Genomic DNA, 2,170 nt, shown 5'->3' with positions numbered 1-2,170 from the left:
GCGTTATATTATCTTTTCACTAGCTTTTTGTCAACTTATTTTTAATATTGGTTTACAAATATAAATTCAATTATTTCTCTTTATGCAAATGCTCAAGTTCTTTTCGAAGTGCCTGTTTTAAAAACTTCCCAACAGATGTTTTCGGTATTTCTTCCATAAATACAATATCATCTGGTAACCACCACTTCGCAAACTGCGGTTTTAAAAACTCATATATTTCTTCTTTTGTAACCGTACTATTTTTCTTTTGAACAACGCAGGCAACTGGGCGTTCTTGCCACTGCGGATGAGGAATTGCAACGACAGCCGCTTCAAATATAGCATCATGTGCCATTAAAGCATTTTCAAGATCCACTGAAGAAATCCATTCTCCCCCGCTTTTAATAACATCTTTCGTACGATCAACAATTTTCACGCAGCCTTCCTCATCAACTGTAACAACATCACCAGTATATAACCAACCGTCTCGGAATCCTTCGACAGTACGATCATCGTTATAATAGCTTTCAGCGATCCAAGGTGCTCGTAAACATAACTCTCCCATCTCAGTACCATCCCACTTCACTTCACCATTTGTACCGACTACTTTCATCTCTACACCAGGGACAAGATATCCTTGTTTTGAGCGGATTTCTAATTGCTCTTCATATGATAATTCTGTTTCATAACTTTTTAAACGTGCAAGTGTTACGAGTGGGCTTGTTTCAGTCATACCATATGCATGTACGAAAGGAACATTATATTTTTGCTCAAATGCTTTAATAACGCTTTTCGGTGCAGCTGCACCACCGCATAATATTCTCGTTATACTAGATAAATCGTAACTATTATTTTCTAACTCTTGTAATACACCGAGCCAAATTGTCGGCACACCTGCTGCTATCGTTACTTTTTCAGCTTGAATCATCTCTAATAAAATTTTTGGAGTAAACATTGGTCCTGGCAGAACTTGTTTAGTTCCAAACCAAGTAGCTGCAAAAGGAAGCCCCCAAGCGTTCACATGGAACATCGGTACAATTGCCATCGCCGCATCACTTTCCGATAAAGCAGCTGTATCCGCTAAACCGAGTGCCATACAATGCAATACAGTACTACGATGCGTATATACAACACCTTTTGGGTTTCCTGTAGTCGCTGACGTATAACACATACCAGCAGGTGTATTTTCATCAATATCTTTTACAAATTGGAAAGTTGGATCGCCTTCTTCTAATAGCTTTTCATAATGATATACAGGTTCTAGCGTAGTATTGGGAAGTTCATCTTTATCAGTCATAATAATGTAGGCTTGTACAGTTGATAATTGTGATTGAATATTTTCAACAAGTGGTACGAGATCTTCATCTATAAGTAGAATTCGATCTTCTGCGTGCTGAATAATGTATGAAATATGTTGAGGAGATAAACGAATATTAATTGTGTGTAAAACGGAAGTAATACCAGGAATAGCAAAATACGCTTCCACATGTCGATGATGATTCCACGCTAACGTTCCTATACGCTCGCCTTCTTTAATTCCTAATTTTTTTAACGCACTAGAAAGCCTTCTCGTCCTTTCACCTAACTGCTTATACGTTAATGTCGTAACTGTGTCATGTGTCCGTGAAACAATTTCTTTCTTTGAAAACAGTTTTTCTGCTCTTTCCATCATAGAACTAATTGTTAGCGGTACATTCATCATCATATTGGTTATATCCCCCTTTAAAGCGTTTTCATTTCTGTATATTATAACAGACTCCTACAAATAATTACGATATTTTTTCTGTATTTTCTGAATTATTTCTTTGGAAATAATTCAGAACGATAAAAAACATGTTTTGAATACATTGATTCGAAACATGTTTTTTATTTTTTATAAACTATCTACCTTTTTTCTTACTTTCTTTTTCATTTTAAAAATAAAACGATTACTGTATTCCTTATTTTCTACTAAAATTCGATACATCTCCCACACTCCTACAACACGAACAAAAAGATAGACTCCAATAGCAATAAGTACAACACAGTACGGATAATACTGCACTAATTCTCCTGAAGTGATATGCTTTTTCTCAAATAAAAATGGTATCGCTCCTGCTGCTATAAAACAAAATCCAACGATCATTACTGCAGCATACTTCTTCTTAATTACTTCATATCTTTTTGTCAATTCTTTTAGAAAGTTTTGATC

General features: G+C 35.5%; 1 protein-coding gene and 1 pseudogene. Both read right to left on the bottom strand.

The features are described from left to right. Nucleotides 1-70 precede the first annotated feature (70 nt). Nucleotides 71-1,684: a long-chain fatty acid--CoA ligase gene (locus AB3X49_RS21805; protein WP_002128516.1), complete on the bottom strand. Its 1,614-nt coding sequence runs from the start codon at nt 1,682-1,684 to the stop codon at nt 71-73. Between the two features lie 168 nt (nt 1,685-1,852). Next, nucleotides 1,853-2,170 (bottom strand): annotated as a pseudogene (locus tag AB3X49_RS21800) (helix-turn-helix domain-containing protein); the annotation flags it as partial.

It is taken from the genome of Bacillus sp. C30, assembly GCF_040838255.1.
GTDB classification, from domain to species: Bacteria; Bacillota; Bacilli; order Bacillales; family Bacillaceae_G; genus Bacillus_A; species Bacillus_A mycoides.
Note: the sequence above shows the minus strand (reverse complement) of the source record. Positions and strands in the feature narration are given on the sequence as shown.

Excerpts from the sequence above, each read along its gene's own strand:
- AB3X49_RS21805 (WP_002128516.1), bottom strand. The coding sequence starts at position 1,684 with ATGATGATGAATGTACCGCTAACAATTAGTTCTATGATGGAAAGAGCA.